Here is a 17,633-nt window from a genome sequence, read left to right as displayed (position 1 = left end):
TAGAGCACGGCACTCAAGACGCCGCTGTGAATTTTGAACAGCTGGTGCCTTGGTGGTTCCTTCTCACAAAAGTCGCACAGATGAAGGGTCGCAGTAAATGGTGCGGCAGTGCCTTTCGTAATTCTCGGCATCCCTTCAAATTGCATGCATTTTCTAGGTGGCGACTGGGGAGACAGCCAACCTCTTAAGCTGTTCAAGGCCGTGCATGCTGTCGTAAGGCTGGCATAACCGAGCCAAAACCACCCATTTAGACACAAAAAAGGCACTTGCGATAAACGCTAAGTGCCTGATTTTTATAGCTTATTTGGTGGAGCCGGGGGGATTTGAACCCCCGTCCGCCAGTACTCCGCTGTCGGTACTACATGCGTAGCCGTTTCTATTAAGTTAACCCTCAGCGACCCGAAGGGCAGGGTGCTTTGGGCGAGTTGTGTAAGTTTTAGCCGCTTCGTCCACAACGTACTGCACGGCGATTCTGTTCTATATGACAATCACTTTGGGTTTACAGACATCCCCTGGTGATTGCTGGACCCGAAGGTACCAGAAGCTCAGGGCTAAGGCTGCTTACGCAGCGAGAGCGAATTCCTGGCCGTAGTTTTCGTCATTGGCAACTATAAGAAGTTGCAACAGTGGATTTACGAGTTCTGTTACCAACTCGGCATGCACCTAAAGTTTCGCGACCGGCGTCGAATCCTAAACGGCCCCGTGCTTGTAACTCGTTGTTTCTTAGTGAGTGACAAGCCTGTGCAGTGTACGCCAAACCGTCACGGAAGGCCAACCCGAAGGTTGGCCGTGCGCGACTGAGGCGACTATTGGCCGCCTTTCTCGCTGTTCTGCAGGTCTTGCAGGGCCTTGGAGGTGATTTCGATGCACTTCTTGTCATCACCTGCGGCGTGGGCGGCTTTGGCCGAGGACACGGCAGTGTCTATTTCGCCGCTTTTGCCACTGGTGTCGGCGGCGAGCAGCGCTTTACCGTTGTTGATTTTGTCCAGGTTGATCTGGCACAGGTCTTTATCACCTGCCGCGAAAGCAGGGGACGCCAGCATCGCAGCGGTAATGAACAAGCCAGCAAGAGCGGAACGCTTCATAGGGTATCTCCTTGCGCAAAAGGGCTCGACGCTGCTGGCGTTGAACGGCTGCCAGCGACATCAGTGATGAGCCTCGTTTGTCGAGGCCTATGCAGATGACTACGCTGGCGCGCCAGGGTTCTGTTTTTTTGCAGGCTCATTTTTGCATGATCAGTGGGCGCGGGCCTGTGTAACACGGTCCACCAGGTAGACCAGCCCGTGATAATCAATGCCGCCATGCTGGCTTAGGCCGATCTCGCAGGTGCGGCTGGTGGAAATGCCTTCGCTGCAATATTGCACCGCGTCCTTGAGGGTGCGCAGTGAGTGGGCGTTGAGTTCCGGCGTGGTGAAACCCTTATCGCCAGCAAACCCGCAGCAATGAATGCCTTCCGGGATGACCACGGTGTTGGAGCAACGCCGGGCCAGGTCGATCAGCGCCTGGCTCTCGCCCAGATGCTGGGTGCTGCAGGTGACGTGCACGGCGATGGGGGCTGCCTGTGGTGTGAAATCGAGGCGATCCATCAAGTGAGTGCGGATAAAACGCACAGGATCGTAAAGATCCAGCCGTGTTTCAGCCAGATCCTGCACCAGGCGCAAGGTGCACGGACTGGTGTCGCAGTAAATCGGGTCGAGCCCGCCGCGGCTGGCGTGGAGCAGGGCGCCGATCAATTCCTGGCGCTTGTGTTCGGCCTGTTCAACGTAGCCTTTGGAGGCAAAGGGCTGGCCGCAGCACAGGTTGTCCTGATTGTCGGGGAAGACGACTTGGTAACCGGCCTTTTCCAAGAGGCTGCGGGTTTTGTCGTACAACGACATCTGTTCTTTATCTCCCGCCGCCGGGCCCATGGCGCGTGAGACGCAGGCGGCCAAGTAGACCACCCGTGGCCGCTCGTCAGTGACCGCCGGGCTGAAGCGGATGGCTTTCTCCGGCTGCGGCATGGCGTTTGTCCACTGCGGAATCTGTCCCTTGGACAGCTTGGTCACGCTGGCCGACAGCTTCGTCAGGCGAGGTGCGCCCAGCAGCATGCGCGCGCCATTGGCCACATGCAGGGTAAAGCGCGCGCCTTGTAGTGCAGTGGCGAAATGAGTGGCGAGCCATTCGGCCGTTTTCGTACGGTCGGCGTCATGGCTGCGCAGTTTTTTCACCAAGTCGCCGGTATTGATTCCCACGGGGCACCGTTGAGCGCAAAGGCCGGTGGCGGCGCACGTGTCGATGCCTTGATAGTGGTAGGCGGCTTCCAGCTCGGTGGTGTCAACGCCAGCTCGTTTCTTCGCCTGGATATCGCGCCAGATCACGATGCGTTGGCGTGGACTCAAGGTCAGGCCTTTCGACGGGCACACCGGCTCGCAGAAGCCGCATTCGATGCACTTATCCACAAGCTCGTCGGCGGCGGGTAGCGGCTTGAGGTGTTTGAGGTGGATTTGCGGGTCTTCGCTGAGCACCACGTCCGGATTGAGGATGCCGTTGGGGTCGAGTAGCCGCTTGAGTTGCCACATCAATTGATAGGCGTCGCTGCCCCACTCCAACTCAACGAACGGCGCCATGTTGCGGCCGGTACCGTGTTCAGCTTTCAACGAACCACCAAACTCCACCGCTACCAGTTGCGCCACGTCGTCCATGAACGCTTGGTAGCGTGTGATTTCTTCCGCGCTGTTGAAGCCTTGAGTGAACACGAAGTGCAGATTGCCTTCCAGTGCGTGTCCGAAAAGTATCGCTTCGTCGTAGTGATGTTTGTCGAACAGTTCGATCAAGCGGTTGACGCCGATTGCCAGTTGCTCGACCGGAAAGGTGACGTCTTCGATGATCACCGTGGTGCCGGTTTTGCGTACGGCGCCGACAGCGGGAAAGGTGTCTTTGCGAATGGCCCACAGGCGCGCATTTTCTACCGGGTCTTCGGTGAAATCGACCTGTTTCTCCACAGGGAAATCGGCCAGTGAGGCCATGATCAGCGCCAATTGCTCATGCAACAAAGACGGCGACGCTGCGCGAGATTCGATCAACAGTGCGCAGGCATTTTCCGATAGATGTTGTACGAAGGCGGGCATGCCCGGCTTGTCTTGTACCGAGCGCATGCTGCGTCGATCCAACAGCTCGACGGCCGAGACCGGTTGGGTCTTGAGGGCGGTCACCGCGTTGCAGCAGGTCTCGACATCCGGAAACACAATCAATGCCGAGGCTTTGTTCGGATGATCAACCACCGTGTCATAGGTGACCGCACTGATAAATCCAAGCGTACCCTCGGAGCCCACGAGCAGATGGCTGAGGATATCCAACGGCTCATCGAAATCAACCAGGGCATTAAGTGACAGCCCGGTGGTATTTTTCAGACGGTATTTGTGGCGGATTTTTGCCGCCAATTCAGCGTTTGCCCGCGTCTCGTGACCCAATGCCGCCAGGCGCTCCAGCAGCGTGCCGTGTTGTTCGCGAAACGCCGCCACGCTGGCCGCGTCTTCGGTGTCTAGTCGGCTGCCGTCAGCCAGTACCAAGCGGATGCCTGCCAGGGTGTGATAGGTGTTCTGCGCCGTGCCGCAGCACATACCGCTGGCGTTGTTGGCGACGATGCCGCCGATCTTGCAGGCATTGATTGACGCCGGATCCGGCCCGATCTTGCGCCCAAAAGGCGCCAGCCACGCATTGGCCTGGGCGCCGATCACGCCAGGTTGCAGGCGAATTTGCGTGCCCTGCCCACGAACTTCGCGGCCGTTCCAATTGTCCCCCAGCACGATCAGCACTGAGTCGCTGATGGCTTGGCCCGAAAGGCTGGTGCCGGCTGCGCGGAAGGTGACGGCCACACGGTCGCGTTGGGCGAATTGCAACAGCGCCACCACCTCGTCTTCCGACTCCACGCGGATCACCAGCTGTGGGATCAGTCGGTAAAAACTCGCGTCGGTGCCGAAAGCAAGGGTGGAAAGTGGATCGTCGAAACGCCGATCTTTCGGGATCAGTTGTGCGACGTCGCTCAGAAAAGCAGCAGGCAGGCTCATCGGTCCTCCAGAAATAGCAGACGCCGGAATGGGTGTCCGGCGTCGATTCTTACCCTATTACGTACCGGCCTTAATGCACCAGCATACCGGTGAACCAGTAGGCCTGCGCCAGGGTGATCAACCCGACGATCGTCGCAAAAAACAGGCTGTGCTTGAGGGTAAAGCGGAACAAGTCGGACTCCTTACCCACCAAACCTGTGGCGGCGCAGGCCACGGCAATCGATTGTGGCGAGATCATTTTGCCGGTCACACCGCCACTGGTATTCGCGGCGACCAACAGTGTGTCGTTGACCCCGATCTGATGCGCGGTGGTGGCTTGCAGCGAGCTGAACAAGGCGTTGGACGACGTGTCGGAGCCTGTCAGGAAAACGCCCAGCCACCCGAGGAATGGCGAGAAGAATGGGAAGGCTGCACCTGTGCCCGCCAATACCAGCGCCATGGTCGAAGACATGCCGGAGTAGTTGGTGACAAAAGCGAAGGCCAGCACCATGCCAATGGACAGGATTGGCCAGCGCAGTTCGTAGAAGGTCTCCTTTAAAGTGGTAAGACCAGTTTTTAGATTGATCTTCAGCACCAGCATCGAGATCAGCGCAGAGAAGAAAATCGCTGTGCCGGTCGCCGAGATGGGGTCCAGCTTGAACACCGCCGGAATTGCAGTGGGGTTGGTCACAATCGGCGCAACTTTGATCACCAGTTGGTCCAGGTGCGGGATCGCGAAGTTGAACACCCAGCTATACATCGAGCCGCCAGCGGCGAACATGGCTTTGAACGGCTTGAGGGTCCAGATAGTGACCAGCACGGTCAGAATAAGGAACGGTGACCAGGCCTTGAAAATTTGCCCCAGGCTGTAGGGCGAGACAACCGTGTTGCGTGGCAGGCCAAAACCGCCGGCGCTGGCGGTGACCGCTGCGCTTGAAGTCGCACCGGCAATCTGTGCACCTGCTGTGCGCTTGGGTTGCCAGACTTTCAGGAACAGGGTCAGGGAGATCAGGCTGGCGAGCGCGGAGGTGATGTCCGGCAGTTCCGGGCCGATGAAGTTGGAAGTGAAGTACTGGGTGATGGCAAAGCTCAAGCCCGCTACCAGTGCGGCCGGCCAGGTTTCACGCACGCCGCGCAAGCCGTCCATCATGAACACCAGCCAGAACGGCACGAACAGCGACAGCAGGGGCAACTGACGGCCAGTCATGGCGCCGATTTTGAACGCATCGATGCCAGTCACTTGACCTGCAACGATGATCGGGATGCCGAGTGCACCGAAGGCCACGGGGGCGGTGTTGGCAATCAGGCACAGGCCAGCGGCGTACAGTGGATTGAAGCCCAGGCCGACGAGCAGTGCCGCAGTGATTGCCACGGGAGCGCCGAAACCGGCGGCACCTTCCAGAAATGCGCCGAAGCAAAAGCCGATCAGCAGCACTTGCAGGCGTTGGTCGTCGGTGATCGATAGGACTGAGCTGCGAATGACTTCGAACTGGCCGCTCTTGACGGTCAGTTTGTACAGGAACACGGCCGCGACAATGATCCACGCGATAGGCCAAAGGCCATAGGCAAAACCGTAACCGGCGGCGGCCAGTGCCATATCCACCGGCATCTGGAAGGCAAAGATTGCCACCAGGATCGACAGCGCCAAGGTAATGCTGCCGGCTACGTGACCTTTGAGGCGGAACACGGCCAGGGCCAGAAAGAAGAATACGATCGGAATAACCGCCGCCAGTGCGGACAGGCCGAGGCTGCCGAGTGGGCTGTAGAGCTGTTGCCAGGTTTGCATATGGGGTGGCCCCTGATTGTTGTTGTTTGGTCAGCTTGGATAATTGGTAATACCAATTTACAATCGCTGTTGGCTAGAGTAAAAGCCTTGGCAGGGGTGTGTCAATTTGCCGCTCGCGAAACTTTGGTCGTAGGTCCGCGGGCAGGTCGTTCTGATCGGTTGAAACGAGGGCGTTCTGATAGGTGCTGCAAGCGCTTCGATAGGCCAGAATAGAGGCCCCGGCGAGTGGTCGGGATGGTGGAGAATGAGTTATGGGGTTTGATCAGGTGCGTCAGCGCCGTTTGTCTGACGATATCGTCGAGCAGCTTGAGGGCATGATCCTCGAGGGCACGCTAAAGTCCGGCGAGCGCTTGCCGGCCGAACGGGCGTTGGCTGAGCAATTTGGCGTCTCGCGCCCTTCCTTGCGGGAGGCGATCCAGAAATTGTCTGCCAAAGGTTTGCTCGTCAGCCGTCAGGGCGGGGGTAACTACGTGGCCGAGTCATTGGGCTCGACTTTCAGTGATCCGCTGCTGCACCTGCTGGAAAACAATCCCGAAGCTCAGCGTGATCTGTTGGAGTTTCGCCAGACCCTTGAAGCCTCTTGTGCCTATTACGCAGCGCTGCGCGCCACCGAAGTCGACCGCGAACGTCTTACCGCAGCTTTCGAAGCGCTGCAGGATTGCTACACCCGCTCTGATGAAGCGAGTCGAGTGGAGGAGGGCGCGGCGGATGCGCGGTTTCACCTGGCTATCGCTGAGGCCAGCCACAACGCCGTGCTACTGCACACCATTCGCGGGCTGTTCGACTTGCTCAAGCGTAACGTGGTGACCAACATTGGTGGCATGTACCAGCAGCGTACGGAAACCCGTGACATGTTGATCAGTCAGCATCGGGATCTGTACCTGGCAATCATCGAGGGGCGGGCCGAGCAGGCGCGAGAAGTTTCCACACGTCACCTGCTGTATGTGCAGGAAGTGTTGGAGGAGGTGCGTCAGGAGGTTCAGCGTGTGGCGCGTGCGGAGCGGCGCAAGGGAATGTAGCCGAGGGAAGTTCCCAGGGCTACACCGCAGCAAGGATCAGTCTTCCTTGCCCTTGTTACGCACAGCACGATGCAATTCGCGATTGGAATCGCGCTCGCGCTCGGTATCACGCTTGTCGTATTCCTTCTTGCCTTTGCCCAAGGCGATCTCGCACTTGACCAGGTGCTTGCTCCAGTACCAGGACAGGCAGATGCAGGCGTAGCCCTTCTGCTGTACGGCGGAGGCGAGCTTTTCCAGTTCGCGAGCGTTGAGCAACAATTTGCGCGTGCGTACCGGGTCGGCAATCACGTGGGTGCTCGCGGTGGTCAGCGGGGTGATATGACTGCCGAGCAGCCACGCCTCGCCATCCTTGAGCAGCACATAACTGTCGACCAGTTGCAGCTTGCTGGCACGCAGACTCTTTACTTCCCAGCCGGCCAGGACCAGACCAGCCTCGAACCGATGTTCGATGAAGTAATCGTGTCGCGCCTTTTTATTTTGCGCGATGGTCCCTGTGGGGTGTTTCTTTTGTTTAGCCATAGGGGCGGCATTATAGGGAGTTGCGAGCGTGTCGGCTACGGTCAACCTGCGTGCTTGAGCGTGTTGGACGAATCCCGGACAATGCGGGCAGTTCTCTGGTTTTTTTCTTTCGCGGATCGGGCTGTTCCTTCGCGATGTTTGCCGCTCAGCTGTGGAAATAACGCACACATGACGACGCATATTCAACGTTCGGCGCTGCTGCCTTATCCGGCTCAAGCGCTTTATGACCTGGTCAACGACGTGGCGCGTTACCCGGAATTCTTGCCCTGGTGCTCGACGGCCGAAGTGCTGGAGGGCAGCGATGAGCACATGGTCGCCAGCGTTGGGGTCGCGAAGGGCGGCCTCAGCCAGCACTTTGTAACGCGCAATGTGCTGGTGCCCGGGAAATCCATCGAAATGAATTTGCAGGAAGGGCCTTTCACCCAGTTGCATGGCGTCTGGGTATTCAAGGCGCTGACCGATAAGGCCTGCAAAATCAGCCTGGATCTTTCCTTTGATTACGCCGGGCCTATCGTGCGGGCGACGTTGGGGCCTCTATTCAACCAAGCGGCCAATACCTTGGTGGATGCATTCTGTCAGCGAGCCAAGCAACTGCATGGTTGAGATTGAAGTGGTGTATGCCGCCGTGGATCGCCAGGTTTTGCTGTTGGTGACAGTGCCGGAGGGCACCAGCGTGCGCTCGGCGGTGCAGGCGTCAGGTATTGCCGTGCACTTTCCAGAGCTGGATCTGGCTGATTGCCCTTTGGGGATATTCGGCAAGGTGGTCGCGGACGCGCAAGTGCGTGCCGTGCAGGCGGGTGATCGTATTGAGATTTACCGGTCGCTGCTGGCGGACCCGAAAGAGGTGCGCCGGCTGCGCGCAGCCAAGGCTGCTTTGGCCAAGCAGCAGAACTCGTAAGCCCTCCAAATGGCAGGCAGCAAAAAGCCCGGCATGCCGGGCTTTTTGTTGGGCGCAAACTTACTGCGGGCTGGTGTCCAGAGGCTGCGGCGTCGGGACGGGAACAGTTTCCACGCCGTCGACGTCTTTCTGGATCTTGTCGAGCAAAGATCCAGGCTTAGCCGGTACTTCAGACTTCGGCTTCTCGCCTTCCTGTGCAGGTGCGGTCACGTTAGTGCCGTTATCCTTGCCGAGCAGGGCTTCATCACGGCTTACGCCGGGCATGAAGTCACCGGACAGGCTGACAAGCTGGTCATTGCCATTGAAGATGACACTGACACGCTCCTGCTGGCGTTCACCGCCACCTGGTTGCAGGCTGTAGAGATAATCCCAGCGATCGGCGTGGAAAGTGTCGGTCAGCAGGGGGTTACCCATGATAAACCGTACTTGCCGTCGGGTCATTCCGGGGCGTAACTGGTCTATCATGTCCTGCGTGACGACATTGCCCTGCTGGATGTCGATTTTGTAAACCCCGGGGAATGAACAACCGGCGAGTGCGAGCAGTCCCACAAAGGTGAAACTGGTTAGCAAGAGCTTGGTGTTTTGCATCGGTGGGCGACTTCCACTATCTTGGCTGGGACAACGTAAACGCCGATCATACCCGTATTAAGAGAAGCTGCGAAGCAGCATCCGCGAGAAAGCTAACCATGGTTGAAAATAGCGAACTACGCAAAGCCGGTCTTAAAGTGACTCTGCCACGAGTCAAGATTCTACAAATGCTCGATTCTGCTGAGCAGCGCCACATGAGTGCCGAGGATGTCTACAAGGCACTGATGGAGTCTAACGAGGACGTTGGCCTGGCCACGGTTTACCGTGTGCTGACCCAGTTTGAAGCCGCAGGGCTGGTGGTTCGTCATAATTTCGACGGCGGTCATGCAGTGTTCGAATTGGCTGACGGTGGTCATCACGACCACATGGTTGACCTGGATACCAATGAGGTTATCGAGTTCACCAGCCCTGAGATCGAGGCCCTGCAGCATAAGATTGCTGAGGAGCATGGATTCGATTTGGTTGACCATAATCTGGTCCTGTACATCCGTAAGAAAAAGTAACAAGCGCTGCAGATTGACGCTGCAAAACGATCGAAGGCGACCTCAGGGTCGCCTTCGTGCTTTCTATAATGGAGAAAATTGTCTGCTTAGGCCTTAGTCGCCACGACCATCTTCTTCGCGTGCGCCAAAGACTCCTTGGTCAAATCGATACCACCGAGCATGCGCGCGACTTCTTCCACGCGCTCCGACTTATTCAGCTTGGACACTGCTGTGTGTGTTGCATCACTGCCGCGTACCTTATGCACAAACAAATGCTGGTGCCCTTGGGCCGCGACTTGCGGCAAGTGAGTGACCGTTAGCACTTGGCCTCGATCCCCCAGGCGCCGCAACAACTGGCCAACAATTTCCGCCGTCGGCCCGCCAATGCCCACATCGACTTCATCGAATACCAGGGTTGGCACCCGAGAGGTTTGCGCGGTAATTACCTGAATCGCCAGGCTGATCCGCGACAGCTCGCCACCAGATGCCACTTTTGCCAGTGCTTTGAGCGGCTGTCCAGGGTTGGCGCTGACCAGTAGTTCCACCTGTTCCAGGCCGTGGGGCTGCAGTTCGTTGCTGGCGTTGGTGCGCAATTCAATAGTGAAGCGTCCGCCGGGCATACCCAGGCGCTGGATTTCCAACTCCACTGCGCTGGCCAGGCCAGTGGCTGCTTGTTGGCGCAGGTCGCTCAGTTCGCGCGCTTTCTCTTGGTAATGACGGGCGAAAGAAGCGAGCTCGTCACCCAGGCGCTCGATAGATTCATCGTTGGCGTTCAGGGTCTCGATTTCATCCAGTAGCTTCTGCTGCATCGTCGCTACTTCGGTGGGCTGGATTCGATGTTTGCGCGCCAGGGTATAAATGGTGTCCAGGCGTTCTTCTATTTCCTGCAGGCGTGCCGGGTCGGCATCGAAATGATCCAGGAAACGGTTCAGTTCGCCTACCGCTTCTTCTACTTGAATCTGTGCACTGGTGAGCAGGGTAGTGGCCTCACTCAGCGACCCGGACGCGTTGTTCACGCTCGACAAGCGATTGAGGCTGGCAGTCAGTGCATTGAGCACATTGCCGGAATCGCTCTCGCTACATTGTTCCACCACCTGCCGGCAGATACCCAGCAGGGTTTCTGCGTTGGTGAGGTTCTTATGTTCTTGCTCAAGCTGCTCTAGTTCGTTCTCGCCCAGGCCCAGGCTTTCCAGCTCTTCGAGTTGGTAACTGAGCAACTGATGACGAGCGCGTTGTTCATCGCCGGAATTGGAGAGCCGCTCCAGCTCTTGGCGAGTCTGGCGCCAGCGTTGAGCGGCAAGTTGCACCTGGCGGGCAAGGTCTGTCGCGCCAGCGTATTCGTCGAGCAGGCGGCGATGGGTGTCGGTTTTCAGCAGGGACTGGTGTTCGTGTTGGCTGTGGATATCTATCAGCAACTCGCCCAGGGCTTTCAAGTCGCCCAACGGGCAAGGTGTGCCGTTGATATAGCCACGTGAACGGCCTTCCGCCGTGATGACCCGGCGCAGGATGCACGGACCTTCATTATTAAGGTCGCGCTCGGCCAGCCAGGCTTCCGCCTCGGGTATGTCTGCCAGGTCGAAGGTGGCAAGGATGTCGGCCTTGTCCGCACCGGGGCGAACCACGCCGCTGTCGGCGCGATCACCCAGGGTAAGGCCCAGGGCGTCTAGCATGATCGACTTGCCGGCGCCGGTTTCGCCTGTGATTACGCTCATCCCGCGATCCAATTCGAGATCCAGGTGTTCAACGATGGCGTAGTTATGTACGGACAGGTGCACGAGCATGTTGGCCGCTCCCAGGCTTTAGGTCTGGTTATTTATACAGTGTTTTGTTTGGCGCTGACAATCCTGACGCTTAGCTCGATTTGCTTGAGTCAGCGTCTTTTTAAGCGCTGCCAGGAATTAGTGAGCAGGAATTGATGAAGGTCAGTCGAAAGACTTTTGGTAACGCCTTCGCCCTTGAACCTGGAAATTGTGACCCCATATACCGGAACAGAAGCGCGAGTTGAGTTCGCGCATGATTTTGAAAGGAGAAAACTATGGCTGACGAACAGACGCAGGATACGCAAACTCCAGACGCCAATTCGGCTGTCGGCGATGAGCTGGCAACTCGCGTGCAAGTGCTCGAAGAGCAATTGGCTGCTGCGCAGGACCAGTCTTTGCGTGTTGCCGCCGATCTGCAGAACGTCCGCCGCCGTGCCGAGCAGGATGTAGAAAAGGCTCACAAATTCGCACTGGAGAAGTTCGCCAGTGATTTGCTGCCGATCATTGACAGCCTGGAGCGTGGCCTTGAGTTGTCCAACCCGGACGACGAAAACATCCGCCCGATGCGCGAAGGGATCGAGCTGACCCTGAAAATGTTCCAGGACACCCTGAAGCGTTATCAGTTGGAAGCCATCGATCCAATGGGCGGTGAACCGTTCAACGCTGAACATCACCAAGCCATGGCCATGCAGGAAAGCCATGACCTGGAGCCTAATAGCGTGTTGAAAGTGTTCCAGAAGGGATATCAGCTCAACGGTCGCTTGCTGCGCCCGGCGATGGTTGTGGTGAGCAAGGCGCCTGCACCGGTTTCGCCTTCTATTGATGAGCAGGCTTGAAATACGCCGTAAGGCCCCCATCTATAAGTCAAGCGTTTAAGTGCTACCGCAGTTAGCCACCACTGCTGCGGCAACCAAATTCAAGTTTCGGGAGAGTAAATCATGGGCAAAATTATCGGTATCGACCTGGGGACCACCAACTCCTGTGTCTCCGTCATGGAAAACGGCAAAGCTAAAGTTATCGAAAACGCCGAAGGCGCGCGTACTACGCCGTCGATCATTGCTTATGCAAATGATGGCGAGATCCTGGTTGGTCAGTCGGCCAAGCGCCAGGCTGTGACCAACCCGCACAACACGCTGTACGCGGTGAAGCGTCTGATCGGTCGTAAGTTCGACGAAGAAGTCGTACAGAAAGACATCAAGATGGTGCCTTACAAAATCGCCAAGGCTGACAACGGTGACGCCTGGGTTGAAGTAAATGGCAACAAGATGTCTGCACCGCAGATCTCGGCTGAAGTCTTGAAAAAGATGAAAAAGACTGCCGAAGATTACCTCGGTGAAGCAGTGACTGAGGCGGTGATCACCGTTCCGGCCTACTTCAACGACAGCCAGCGTCAGGCGACCAAAGACGCCGGCCGCATCGCGGGCCTGGACGTAAAACGCATCATCAACGAACCTACCGCAGCGGCTCTCGCTTACGGTATGGACAAGGCCAAAGGCGATCACACCGTGATCGTTTATGACCTGGGTGGCGGTACTTTTGACGTTTCGGTCATCGAGATCGCTGAAGTTGACGGCGAGCACCAGTTTGAAGTGTTGGCCACCAATGGTGACACTTTCCTGGGCGGTGAAGACTTCGATATTCGTCTGATCGACTACCTCGTTGACGAATTCAAAAAAGAAAGCGGCATGAACCTCAAGGGTGACCCGCTGGCCATGCAGCGCCTGAAAGAAGCTGCTGAGAAGGCCAAGATCGAGCTGTCCTCGAGCATGTCGACTGACGTGAACCTGCCGTACATCACTGCAGATGCCACCGGTCCTAAGCACTTGAACGTGAAGATCTCTCGCGCCAAGTTGGAAGCACTGGTTGAAGACCTGGTTCAGCGCACCATCGAACCTTGCCGCATCGCCTTGAAAGATGCTGGTATCGACGTTGGCTCCATCAACGACGTGATCCTGGTCGGTGGCCAGACCCGTATGCCGTTGGTGCAGCAGAAAGTTACTGAGTTCTTCGGTAAAGAAGCACGTAAAGACGTGAACCCGGACGAAGCAGTTGCCATGGGTGCTGCTATCCAAGGCGCGGTATTGGCCGGTGACGTGAAAGACGTGCTGCTGCTGGACGTCAGCCCGCTGACCCTGGGTATCGAAACCATGGGCGGCGTGATGACCGCGCTGATCGAGAAAAACACCACGATTCCTACCAAGAAATCCCAAGTGTTCTCGACTGCCGACGACAATCAAGGTGCTGTGACCATTCACGTGCTGCAAGGTGAGCGTAAGCAAGCGGCTCAGAACAAGTCCCTGGGCAAGTTCGACCTGGCTGAGATTCCACCAGCACCCCGTGGCGTGCCACAGATCGAAGTGACCTTCGACATCGATGCCAACGGTATCCTGCACGTTGGCGCGAAAGACAAGGCGACCGGCAAAGAGCAGAAGATCACCATCAAGGCCAACTCCGGTCTGTCTGATGAAGAAATTCAACAGATGATTCGTGATGCTGAAGCCAACGCTGATGCGGATGCCAAGTTTGCTGAACTGGCTGGTGCACGCAACCAAGGTGATGCACTGGTTCACTCGACACGCAAAATGGTCGCTGATGCTGGCGATAAAGTGACGGCTGAAGAGAAGGCCGCAATCGAAGCTGCCGTAGTTGCCCTGGAAGCCGCCGTTAAAGGCGACGACAAGGCTGCTATCGAAGCCAAGATCGAAGAGCTGTCCAAAGTCTCCGCGCCAGTGGCTCAGAAAATGTATGCCGAACAAGGTCAGCCAGCTGACGGTGCAGCGCAACAGGCAGAGCCTGAAGCCAAGCACGACGATGTTGTCGATGCCGAGTTTGAAGAAGTTAAAGACCAGAAGTAACTTGGTCGCCCGGTTGACCGCTTTTAAGCGGTGACTGGTAGGATGTCGCCGCGCGGGAGCTTGCTCCCGCGTTGGCGTGTCTGGGGTAGGCGAATTTTTACAGCATGCGACAGCGTTCGGATGCTGGCGGTGTGATCGGGAATGCTCCTGCTTTCCGAGCAATAACTACCGCATTTTTGGCCGGGTCCCTGGCTAAAAGTAGTAATGACCAGGATCGTTGAATTGACGTGAGTTGGGTCCGGGCCTGTATTGGGGCTCAACGAGTTTGGCGGGGCTCAGGAGGGTCTGGCCGAACGTCCTTAAGAGTGCAAAGACTTATGGCAAAGCGTGACTATTACGAAGTGTTGGGTGTGGAGCGCGGCTCCAGCGAGGCGGACCTGAAGAAGGCCTACCGTCGCCTGGCGATGAAGCATCACCCGGACCGTAATCCGGATAGCAAAGAATCCGAAGAGATGTTCAAAGAGGCCAATGAGGCCTACGAATGCCTGTCTGACCCCAACAAGCGTGCGGCCTACGATCAGTATGGCCATGCCGGTGTCGACCCGAGCATGGGTGGCGGCGGTGCTGGTTTTGGCGGTCAGAACTTCTCCGACATTTTCGGCGATGTATTCAGCGACTTCTTCGGCGGTGGTCGGGGTGGTCAGCGTGGCGGCGCCCAGCGTGGCAGCGATTTGCGCTACACGCTGGAATTGAACCTGGAAGAAGCCGTGCGCGGCACCAGCGTCAATATTCGCGTGCCGACGCTGGTCAACTGCAAGCCGTGCGATGGTTCGGGTGCCAAGAAGGGCTCCTCGCCGATCACCTGCCCGACGTGTGGTGGTATCGGCCAGGTTCGTATGCAGCAGGGCTTCTTTTCGGTGCAGCAGACCTGCCCGCGCTGCCATGGCCAGGGCAAGATCATTTCTGATCCGTGCGATTCCTGCCACGGCGAAGGGCGTGTCGAAGAGTACAAGACACTGTCGGTAAAGGTGCCGGCTGGCGTGGATACCGGTGACCGCATTCGCCTGTCGGGCGAAGGCGAGGCGGGTGCTCAAGGCGGACCTACGGGCGACCTGTACGTGGTAATCAACGTGCGCGAGCACTCGATTTTCCAGCGCGACGGCAAGCACCTGTTCTGTGAAGTGCCGATCAGCTTTGTCGACGCAGCCTTGGGTGGCGAGCTGGAAATCCCGACGCTGGACGGTCGGGTCAAGCTCAAGATTCCTGAGGGCACGCAGACCGGCAAGCAGTTCCGTATTCGTGGCAAAGGCGTTGCGCCGGTGCGCGGTGGTGGAGCGGGCGACCTGATGTGTCGTGTGGCGGTTGAAACGCCGGTCAATCTGGGGCGTCGTCAGCGCGAATTGCTTGAAGAGTTCCGCAGCTCGCTGGAAGGCGATGACTCACACTCGCCGAAAACCACGGGCTTTTTCGATGGCGTGAAGCGCTTCTTCGGCGACCTGTAAGGAATTGAATATGCGACGTATAGCCGTAATGGGCGCTGCCGGGCGCATGGGCAAGACGCTGGTTGAAGCGGTGCAACAGCGCTCGCCGGCCTCCGGGCTGACCGCGGCGATTGTGCGCCCGGGCAGCACGTTGATCGGTGCGGATGCCGGTGAGTTGGCTTCTCTGGGGCGTATCGGTGTTTCGCTGTCCGGCCATTTGGAGCAGGTGGCTGATGAGTTCGACGTACTGATCGACTTTACGCTGCCGGACGTGATGCTGAAAAACCTGGCGTTCTGCCGCAAGGCGGGCAAGGCCATGGTGATTGGCACCACCGGTTTGACGGCTGAGCAGAAGCAGTTACTGGTGGAGGCGGGGAAGGATATTCCGGTCGTCTTCGCGGCGAACTTCAGTGTCGGTGTGAATCTGTCGCTCAAGTTGCTGGACCTGGCGGCGCGCGTGCTGGGTGATGAAGCGGATATCGAGATCATCGAGACCCATCACCGCCACAAGATCGACGCGCCTTCGGGTACTGCATTGCGCATGGGTGAAGCGATCGCCGATGCGCTGGGCCGAGACTTGTCGAAAGTGGCGGTGTACGGGCGTGAAGGCCACACCGGTGCGCGTGCGCGTGACACCATCGGCTTTGCGACTGTGCGCGGGGGCGACGTGGTCGGTGATCACACTGTGTTGTTCGCCACTGAAGGCGAGCGCCTGGAAATCACGCACAAGGCATCCAGTCGGATGACCTTTGCCAAGGGCGCGGTACGTGCTGCGCTGTGGTTGGAAGGGCGCGAGCCAGGTCTCTACGACATGCGCGATGTGCTGGATCTGCACTAATAGTCGCTAAAATAGGGCCTCAAGCTTATGCTTGGGCCCCGTTTTTACCCGCTAGGCGACGTGCTGTCGCATTCCCCTGCCTTTAAGGCTCATTAGCGGTGGACCAAAAAAGCCTTTTTCTGTAAGCTACAGCTTTAGTGTGTTCACTAAAAGCGCGCAGAATAATTCAGTGAATGAGCGGGGTGACGTGTCCATACGTCACTCCGCTTTTTTACACCTGCGATCGCCCTTTCAGGCTTTATTTACGGGAGGTCTTCTTGACTAAGCCAGCCATACTCGCCCTTGCTGATGGCAGCATTTTTCGCGGCGAAGCCATTGGAGCCGACGGTCAGACCGTTGGAGAGGTGGTGTTTAACACTGCCATGACCGGCTATCAGGAAATCCTTACCGATCCTTCCTACGCCCAACAGATCGTTACCCTGACCTATCCGCACGTCGGCAACACCGGTACTACACCGGAAGATGTCGAGTCTGATCGTGTCTGGTCGGCCGGTCTGGTGATTCGTGACCTGCCACTGGTTGCGAGCAACTGGCGTAACACGATGTCGCTGTCCGACTACCTGAAAGCCAACAACGTTGTGGCGATCGCTGGTATCGATACGCGCCGCCTGACACGCATCCTGCGTGAAAAAGGCTCGCAGAACGGCTGCATCATGGTCGGTGACAATATCTCCGAAGAGGCGGCGATTGCCGCAGCGCAAGGTTTCCCTGGCCTGAAAGGCATGGACCTGGCGAAAGTCGTCAGCGTTAAAGAGAAGTACGAGTGGCGCTCTACTGTCTGGGACTTGAAGACCGACAGTCACGCGACTATCGATGCCGCTGAGCTGCCATATCACGTTGTCGCCTATGATTACGGCGTCAAGTACAACATCCTGCGCATGTTGGTCGAGCGTGGTTGCCGCGTGACAGTGGTGCCGGCGCAAACTCCGGCCAGCGACGTATTGGCTCTGCAGCCAGACGGCGTGTTCTTGTCCAACGGCCCGGGTGACCCTGAGCCATGCGACTACGCCATCCAGGCCATCAAGGAAGTGCTGGAGACCGAAATTCCGGTGTTCGGCATCTGCCTCGGCCACCAGCTGCTGGCACTGGCCTCCGGCGCCAAGACCCTGAAAATGGGCCACGGCCACCACGGTGCCAACCACCCCGTTCAAGACCTGGACACTGGGGTCGTGATGATCACCAGCCAGAACCACGGCTTTGCGGTGGATGAAGCGACCTTGCCGGCTAATGTCCGCGCCATTCACAAGTCGCTGTTCGACGGTTCCCTGCAAGGCATCGAGCGCACCGACAAGAGCGCGTTCAGCTTCCAGGGCCACCCTGAAGCCAGCCCGGGCCCGAACGACGTAGCGCCGCTGTTCGACCGTTTCATCAATGAGATGGCCAAGCGACGCTGACTGAGCGGTCTGCGGGCGGCCCCTAACTCCGGCGGCCCCCGCAGCCTC

General features: G+C 57.8%; 15 protein-coding genes and 1 other RNA gene. 9 read left to right on the top strand and 7 right to left on the bottom strand.

Features of this window, described 5'->3' with window-relative positions; translation table 11 throughout:
- Nucleotides 1–305: 305 nt before the first annotated feature.
- The 4 genes from ssrA to HU722_RS25185 all read right to left on the bottom strand — a co-directional run bounded on the left by ssrA (nt 306) and on the right by HU722_RS25185 (nt 5,811).
- Nucleotides 306–702, bottom strand: a transfer-messenger RNA (tmRNA) gene (gene ssrA / locus HU722_RS25200).
- A gap of 104 nt (nt 703–806) precedes the next feature.
- Entirely contained in the window at nt 807–1,085 is a 279-nt protein-coding gene (locus tag HU722_RS25195; RefSeq protein WP_065875303.1) for a PA2433 domain-containing protein, read from the bottom strand.
- 150 nt (nt 1,086–1,235) lie between these two features.
- Nucleotides 1,236–4,046, bottom strand: a complete 2,811-nt coding sequence (locus tag HU722_RS25190) for an FAD-binding and (Fe-S)-binding domain-containing protein (protein WP_065891119.1) — start codon at nt 4,044–4,046, stop codon at nt 1,236–1,238.
- Between the two features lie 70 nt (nt 4,047–4,116).
- Nucleotides 4,117–5,811, bottom strand: coding sequence for a lactate permease LctP family transporter (locus HU722_RS25185; protein ID WP_065875301.1), 1,695 nt, complete (start codon nt 5,809–5,811; stop codon nt 4,117–4,119).
- A gap of 251 nt (nt 5,812–6,062) precedes the next feature.
- On the opposite strand from HU722_RS25185, the gene HU722_RS25180 reads away from it, so the two are divergent.
- Nucleotides 6,063–6,830, top strand: coding sequence for an FCD domain-containing protein (locus HU722_RS25180; protein ID WP_049711475.1), 768 nt, complete (start codon nt 6,063–6,065; stop codon nt 6,828–6,830).
- Nucleotides 6,831–6,866: 36 nt separating this feature from the next.
- On the opposite strand, the gene smpB is transcribed toward HU722_RS25180, so the two are convergent.
- Complete coding sequence (gene smpB, locus HU722_RS25175) at nt 6,867–7,349, bottom strand: SsrA-binding protein SmpB (RefSeq protein ID WP_049711476.1); 483 nt, start codon at nt 7,347–7,349, stop codon at nt 6,867–6,869.
- Between the two features lie 168 nt (nt 7,350–7,517).
- On the opposite strand from smpB, the gene HU722_RS25170 reads away from it, so the two are divergent.
- Together HU722_RS25170 and HU722_RS25165 are read left to right on the top strand one after the other, a co-directional pair.
- Nucleotides 7,518–7,952: a type II toxin-antitoxin system RatA family toxin gene (locus HU722_RS25170; protein WP_049711477.1), complete on the top strand. Its 435-nt coding sequence runs from the start codon at nt 7,518–7,520 to the stop codon at nt 7,950–7,952.
- Nucleotides 7,945–8,247: an RnfH family protein gene (locus HU722_RS25165; protein WP_065875299.1), complete on the top strand. Its 303-nt coding sequence runs from the start codon at nt 7,945–7,947 to the stop codon at nt 8,245–8,247. Before HU722_RS25170 ends, HU722_RS25165 begins: the two co-directional genes overlap by 8 nt.
- Before the next feature lie 60 nt (nt 8,248–8,307).
- Here the strand turns inward: HU722_RS25165 and HU722_RS25160 are convergent, their stop codons facing one another.
- Nucleotides 8,308–8,835, bottom strand: coding sequence for an outer membrane protein assembly factor BamE (locus HU722_RS25160; RefSeq protein WP_016976810.1), 528 nt, complete (start codon nt 8,833–8,835; stop codon nt 8,308–8,310).
- A 98-nt stretch (nt 8,836–8,933) separates the two neighbouring features.
- Between HU722_RS25160 and fur the strand changes: the two genes are divergently transcribed.
- Nucleotides 8,934–9,338: a ferric iron uptake transcriptional regulator gene (gene fur, locus HU722_RS25155; RefSeq protein ID WP_003194220.1), complete on the top strand. Its 405-nt coding sequence runs from the start codon at nt 8,934–8,936 to the stop codon at nt 9,336–9,338.
- Nucleotides 9,339–9,424: 86 nt separating this feature from the next.
- On the opposite strand, the gene recN is transcribed toward fur, so the two are convergent.
- Nucleotides 9,425–11,098, bottom strand: coding sequence for a DNA repair protein RecN (gene recN, locus HU722_RS25150; RefSeq protein ID WP_065875297.1), 1,674 nt, complete (start codon nt 11,096–11,098; stop codon nt 9,425–9,427).
- A 254-nt stretch (nt 11,099–11,352) separates the two neighbouring features.
- On the opposite strand from recN, the gene grpE reads away from it, so the two are divergent.
- The 5 genes from grpE to carA all read left to right on the top strand — a co-directional run bounded on the left by grpE (nt 11,353) and on the right by carA (nt 17,585).
- Entirely contained in the window at nt 11,353–11,913 is a 561-nt protein-coding gene (gene grpE, locus HU722_RS25145) for a nucleotide exchange factor GrpE (RefSeq protein ID WP_049711480.1), read from the top strand.
- 102 nt (nt 11,914–12,015) lie between these two features.
- Complete coding sequence (dnaK, locus tag HU722_RS25140) at nt 12,016–13,932, top strand: molecular chaperone DnaK (RefSeq protein ID WP_065881650.1); 1,917 nt, start codon at nt 12,016–12,018, stop codon at nt 13,930–13,932.
- 317 nt (nt 13,933–14,249) lie between these two features.
- The gene (dnaJ, locus tag HU722_RS25135) at nt 14,250–15,374 is read left to right on the top strand and encodes a molecular chaperone DnaJ (protein ID WP_049711482.1); all 1,125 of its coding nucleotides are present in this window, start codon (nt 14,250–14,252) and stop codon (nt 15,372–15,374) included.
- Between the two features lie 10 nt (nt 15,375–15,384).
- The gene (dapB, locus tag HU722_RS25130; protein ID WP_065875295.1) at nt 15,385–16,191 is read left to right on the top strand and encodes a 4-hydroxy-tetrahydrodipicolinate reductase; all 807 of its coding nucleotides are present in this window, start codon (nt 15,385–15,387) and stop codon (nt 16,189–16,191) included.
- A 257-nt stretch (nt 16,192–16,448) separates the two neighbouring features.
- Nucleotides 16,449–17,585, top strand: coding sequence for a glutamine-hydrolyzing carbamoyl-phosphate synthase small subunit (carA, locus tag HU722_RS25125; protein WP_065881648.1), 1,137 nt, complete (start codon nt 16,449–16,451; stop codon nt 17,583–17,585).
- The last annotated feature ends 48 nt before the right edge of the window (nt 17,586–17,633 follow it).

This window comes from Pseudomonas tritici (assembly GCF_014268275.3).
Lineage (GTDB): Bacteria > Pseudomonadota > Gammaproteobacteria > Pseudomonadales > Pseudomonadaceae > Aquipseudomonas > Aquipseudomonas tritici.
The sequence above is the reverse complement of the archived record's forward strand: the minus strand, read 5'-3'. Positions and strand labels throughout refer to the sequence as shown.

Bases quoted from the DNA above. Each gene is read 5' to 3' on its own strand.
- HU722_RS25195 (WP_065875303.1), bottom strand. From the start codon at position 1,085: ATGAAGCGTTCCGCTCTTGCTGGCTTGTTCATTACCGCTGCGATGCTG.
- HU722_RS25190 (WP_065891119.1), bottom strand. From the start codon at position 4,046: ATGAGCCTGCCTGCTGCTTTTCTGAGCGACGTCGCACAACTGATCCCG.
- HU722_RS25185 (WP_065875301.1), bottom strand. From the start codon at position 5,811: ATGCAAACCTGGCAACAGCTCTACAGCCCACTCGGCAGCCTCGGCCTG.
- HU722_RS25180 (WP_049711475.1), top strand. From the start codon at position 6,063: ATGGGGTTTGATCAGGTGCGTCAGCGCCGTTTGTCTGACGATATCGTC.
- smpB (WP_049711476.1), bottom strand. From the start codon at position 7,349: ATGGCTAAACAAAAGAAACACCCCACAGGGACCATCGCGCAAAATAAA.
- HU722_RS25170 (WP_049711477.1), top strand. From the start codon at position 7,518: ATGACGACGCATATTCAACGTTCGGCGCTGCTGCCTTATCCGGCTCAA.
- HU722_RS25165 (WP_065875299.1), top strand. From the start codon at position 7,945: ATGGTTGAGATTGAAGTGGTGTATGCCGCCGTGGATCGCCAGGTTTTG.
- HU722_RS25160 (WP_016976810.1), bottom strand. From the start codon at position 8,835: ATGCAAAACACCAAGCTCTTGCTAACCAGTTTCACCTTTGTGGGACTG.
- fur (WP_003194220.1), top strand. From the start codon at position 8,934: ATGGTTGAAAATAGCGAACTACGCAAAGCCGGTCTTAAAGTGACTCTG.
- recN (WP_065875297.1), bottom strand. From the start codon at position 11,098: ATGCTCGTGCACCTGTCCGTACATAACTACGCCATCGTTGAACACCTG.
- grpE (WP_049711480.1), top strand. From the start codon at position 11,353: ATGGCTGACGAACAGACGCAGGATACGCAAACTCCAGACGCCAATTCG.
- dnaK (WP_065881650.1), top strand. From the start codon at position 12,016: ATGGGCAAAATTATCGGTATCGACCTGGGGACCACCAACTCCTGTGTC.
- dnaJ (WP_049711482.1), top strand. From the start codon at position 14,250: ATGGCAAAGCGTGACTATTACGAAGTGTTGGGTGTGGAGCGCGGCTCC.
- dapB (WP_065875295.1), top strand. From the start codon at position 15,385: ATGCGACGTATAGCCGTAATGGGCGCTGCCGGGCGCATGGGCAAGACG.